The organism is Streptomyces sp. FH025, from assembly GCF_017427025.1.
In the GTDB taxonomy this organism is placed as follows: domain Bacteria; phylum Actinomycetota; class Actinomycetes; order Streptomycetales; family Streptomycetaceae; genus Kitasatospora.
In genome coordinates this window covers 1-4,469 of sequence record NZ_JAFLNG010000639.1, presented here as the reverse complement: position 1 = coordinate 4,469, position 4,469 = coordinate 1, and the positions used below count along the sequence as shown (strand labels likewise).

Annotated in this window: 4 protein-coding genes; all 4 read right to left on the bottom strand. The window is 71.4% G+C overall.

Annotated features, from left to right (window positions below; all coding sequences use genetic code 11):
- Window positions 1-181 (bottom strand): hypothetical protein (locus J0670_RS31110; protein ID WP_207815186.1); only part of this gene is annotated, 181 nt, incomplete at its 3' end.
- A gap of 470 nt (window positions 182-651) precedes the next feature.
- Window positions 652-1,407 (bottom strand): transglycosylase SLT domain-containing protein, encoded by a 756-nt coding sequence (locus J0670_RS31105; protein WP_207815183.1) that lies wholly within the window; start codon window positions 1,405-1,407, stop codon window positions 652-654.
- A gap of 449 nt (window positions 1,408-1,856) precedes the next feature.
- Window positions 1,857-3,191 (bottom strand): PhoH family protein, encoded by a 1,335-nt coding sequence (locus J0670_RS31100; protein WP_207815176.1) that lies wholly within the window; start codon window positions 3,189-3,191, stop codon window positions 1,857-1,859.
- Window positions 3,192-3,420: 229 nt separating this feature from the next.
- The gene (locus J0670_RS31095) at window positions 3,421-4,215 is read right to left on the bottom strand and encodes an isoprenyl transferase (protein WP_207815174.1); all 795 of its coding nucleotides are present in this window, start codon (window positions 4,213-4,215) and stop codon (window positions 3,421-3,423) included.
- Window positions 4,216-4,469 lie beyond the last annotated feature (254 nt).

Sequence of the window (4,469 nt, the reverse complement as noted above, 5' to 3'; positions counted from 1 at the left end):
GAGTCGGGTCGGCGCGCGGTACGGGGACCGGGCCGGTCGCCTCGGCGAGGGCCGGCACCGGGAGTTCGTGCGGGTCGGCCGCCATCGCGGCGCGCCGGCGCCGTTCGATCACGGCGGCCGTGCTCGCCACCACGGCCATGCCCTTGGCCACGGCCTTGAAGGCCTTTCCGCCCCGCGCCATCCTCGCTACCACCGCTTCGCTGCCGAACCCGCCGAGTCCGGCGGTACGCCGTGGGTCCCGCCACGGCCGTCAGGGATGACGCTACCCGGCGAGGGCCGGGAGAGTCCGCTCGCCAAGGAGTTCGACTCGAACAGTCCACCAGGATGATTCGGGCAAATCACCGGATTCCCCATGGTTTCGCCCACACACCGTTGGGGAGGACTCGGAACGAGACCACTGGAGCCATCCGCCGGCGGACCGGCCGGTGCGGGAGCGACCAGGACCCCTCCCCGCGCCCCGCGTCCGCATCCAGGACCGCACCGCCCGCGGGCGCACCGGTCAGCGCAGCCCGGGCGGCGCGGCCCGCCCTCCGCGGCGAAGAGCGGAGAAGGCCGAACCCGAACGGAGAACGCCACGGCCCCCGGCCGCTCGTCGAACGGAACGAGCGGCCGGGGGCCGTGCGGGGTGCGCCGCTCAGGCGGCGGGCACTCCTAGTACCAGCTGTGCGCCTGCCAGAACGACCAGGCGCCGCAGGGGCTGCCGTAGCGGCTGTTCATGTAGCTCAGGCCCCACTTGATCTGGGTGGCCGGGTTGGTGCGCCAGTCGGCGCCGGCCGAGGCCATCTTGCTGCCGGGCAGTGCCTGGACCAGGCCGTACGCACCGGAGCTCTTGTTGGTCGCGGTGTAGTCCCAGCCGCTCTCGCGCTTCACGATGTTGCTGAAGCACTGGAACTGGGAGTCGTTGCCGACGATCGACCGGGCGAGGTCCTGGACGGAACCGGGGCTGACCGAGACGGCCGGGGCGCTGTCGTCGACCGCGGCCATCGCCGAACGCGCCTTGGAGCGGTTGGCGGCCTCGGTGGCCTTGCGCTGGTCGTCGGCGGCCTTGGCCGCCTTCTCCGCGTCGGCCTTGGCCTGGGCATCGGCCTTGGCCTGGGCGTCGGCCTTCGCCTGGGCGTCCGCGGCGGCCTTCTGGCGCGCGGCCTCCTCGGCGGCCTTCTGCTCGGCGGCGGCCTTGGCCGCGGCGTCGGCGGAGGCCTGCTGGGCGGACGCCTGCTGACCGATGTTGTCACTGATGGTCTGCGCCTGGGCGCCAGAGGGGACTTCGGCAAGCAGGGTCGCGCCGGCGACGTCGACCGTCTGCGTCGTCTTGCCCTCGCTGCCCGAGGCCATGCCCACGACGGCACCGACAGCGGTGACGGCGGTGGCGGAGGCCACAGCGACTCCCCGGACCGAGATCCGAGTCACATGGATTCCTTCCAGCATCGCCCGTGCGTGACCGTACGGACGCAAGATGCCCCTTGGCACTGGCCTCCGCAGGTGCTCTGGTCACGGGAGGCGCTGGCCCGGCGCCCGGCCGAGGTGAGGCGACCAGGCGTTGGAATCGGGCGGCGTACGGCTACCGTTCTTCAATTGTGTGTCCACCGACCGGAGTTGGCGGACCTTCCGGGGCCGGACTCCCGATGTGCGGAAGCCCTGCCGCGCCGTACGCGGGGCCTGACAGAACCCTCACCATGCCGCACCGGGTACTGTCGACGCAATTCCCGTTCGCGTGGCGCATCTCACATTCACCGCACGGGAGTTCCCCGGACGGAAAGCACTCGATGTGATGAAACGGGTGGGGCCCGTTCCCTCAGGAACGGGCCCCACCTCAGGAATTGACCGTATTGTCCGACTACGTCCTGGTCAGGGACGGATCACGGGTGGATGTCCTCCAGCATCTCCGTGACCAGCGCCGCGATCGGCGAACGCTCCGAGCGCGTGAGCGTGATGTGGGCGAAGAGCGGATGCCCCTTCAGCTTCTCCACCACCGCCACCACACCGTCGTACCGGCCGACCCGGAGGTTGTCCCGCTGCGCCACGTCGTGGGTGAGCACCACCCGCGAGCCCTGGCCGATCCGGGACAGCACCGTCAGCAGGACGTTCCGCTCCAGCGACTGGGCCTCGTCCACGATCACGAAGGCGTCGTGCAGCGAGCGCCCCCGGATGTGGGTCAGCGGCAGGACCTCCAGCATCCCGCGGGCGATGACCTCCTCGATCACGTCCGGGGTGGTGACGGCGGAGAGGGTGTCGAAGACCGCCTGGGCCCAGGGGCCCATCTTCTCCGCCTCGGTGCCCGGCAGGTAGCCCAGCTCCTGGCCGCCGACCGCGTACAGCGGCCGGAAGACCATCACCTTGCGGTGCTGCCTCCGCTCCAGCACCGCCTCCAGCCCGGCGCACAGCGCCAGCGCCGACTTGCCGGTACCGGCCCGACCGCCCATCGAGACGATGCCGATCTCCGGGTCGAGCAGCAGGTCCAGCGCCACCCGCTGCTCGGCGCTGCGGCCGCGCAGCCCGAACGCCTCGCGCTCGCCGCGCACCAGCCGCACCCGCCCGTCGCCGGTCACCCGGCCGAGCGCCCGGCCGCGCTCCGAGGTGAGCACCAGCCCGGTGTGGACCGGCAGTTCCTCGGCCCCCTGGACCTCCACCGCGGCGTCGTGGCCGGCCGCGAACAGCGCGTCCACCTGGTCGGCCGCGACGTGCAGCTCGGACATGCCCGTCCAGCCGGAGGTGATCGCCAGCTCGGCCCGGTACTCCTCGGCCAGCAGGCCCACCGAGCTGGCCTTGATCCGCAGCGGGAGGTCCTTGGAGACGACGGTGACGTCGTAGCCCTCCGCCTGCAGGTTGCGGGCCACCGCCAGGATCCGGGTGTCGGCCTCTCCGCCGCCGGCCCGGTAGCCGACCGGCAGTATCGACACGTCGGAGTGGTTGAGCTCGACCCGGATCGTCCCGCCGAGCTCGCCGACCGGGATCGGCTCGTCGAGCCGGCCGTAACGGATGCGGTAGTCGTCGAGCAGCCGCAGAGCCTGGCGGGCGAAGTAGCCCAGCTCCGGGTGGTGCCGCTTGGCCTCCAGCTCGGTGACGACCACCACCGGGAGGACGACCTCGTGCTCCTCGAAGCGGGTCATGGCGAGAGGGTCCGCCAGGAGCACGCTGGTGTCGAGAACGTACGTGCGCCGGTCTGGTGTCCGGCGGCTCTTGGAACTGACCACTAGGCCTCCAGAGCGGATGACCCTGCGTCATCCGCGGCAAGCCGGCCCCCGCTGCCCCTGTGGCCTCGGGGCCGGACTGACTGGAGTATTCCCAGGCGAGGAACGGTGCATTCGCGCCCCCGGCGAACTGACGGATCATTGCCGGTGAACGTTTGGCCTCGCGCGGAGCCCGGGTAGGCCAGGCCTACGGCGGTCATTTCACCCGGCCGCACGCGCGGCCGGAGTGACGTCAGAGGCCCATCCGGCGGTGCCGCTGTTCGAACGCGCGCAGCGCCCGCAGGAAGTCGACCTTGCGGAAGGCCGGCCAATACGCCTCGCAGAAGTAGAACTCGCTGTGCGCGCTCTGCCAGAGCAGGAAGCCGGACAGCCGCTGCTCGCCCGAGGTGCGGATGATCAGGTCCGGGTCGGGCTGGTTGCGGGTGTAGAGGTGCTCGGCGATGTGCTCGACGGTCAGGATCTCGGCGAGCTCCTCGATGGAGGTGCCGCGCCCGGCGTGCTCCTGGAGCAGCGAGCGGACGGCGTCGGCGATCTCGTGCCGGCCGCCGTAGCCGACCGCGACGTTGACCGTGATGCCCTCGATCCCGGCGGTGTCCTCGGCGGCGCGCTTGAGCACGTCGGCGGTGTGCCGCGGGAGCAGGTCCAGCGCGCCGACCGGGTTGATCCGCCAGCGGCGGGCGGCGGCCAGGCCGGTGACGGCGTCCTCGATGATGCCGAGCAGCGGGACCAGCTCGTCGGCCGGACGGTCCAGGTTGTCGGTGGAGAGCATCCACAGGGTGACGACCTTGACGTGGGTCTCGTCGCACCAGCCGAGGAACTCGCCGATCTTGTCGGCGCCGCGCTGGTGGCCGTACGCGGTGGAGCCACCGGTGGCCTTGGCCCAGCGGCGGTTGCCGTCCAGGATCACGCCGATGTGGTGCGGGGTGCGCGCGAGGTGGACCTCGACCCGGCGGCCGTACAGCCCGTACATCCCGCCCAGCAGGGTGCGCAGCCCCGGCGTCCGTTCCGCGACATCGCGCAGACCCATGTTTCCCGGCCCCTCCGTGCTCGTCCAGCTGGTGCGTCACCGCCCCGGCGCAGCCTACTCCGGCGGGCTGGCAGAGGGTAAAGCCGCAGGTAGCGGTCTGGTCACGGTCCTGTACTGAAACCGTCCCGACGGGCGTGTCCGGGGGTGTTCGAGCACGGTCCTGGCGTGGACACGGAACGGTCTCCGAATCCTTAAGGAATCCGTAAGCCGGTAGTCCAATGCTTGACGACCGGCTTTGGTCTAGTCCAGCTTTT

Excerpts from the sequence above, each read along its gene's own strand:
- J0670_RS31095 (WP_207815174.1), bottom strand. The coding sequence starts at position 4,215 with ATGGGTCTGCGCGATGTCGCGGAACGGACGCCGGGGCTGCGCACCCTG.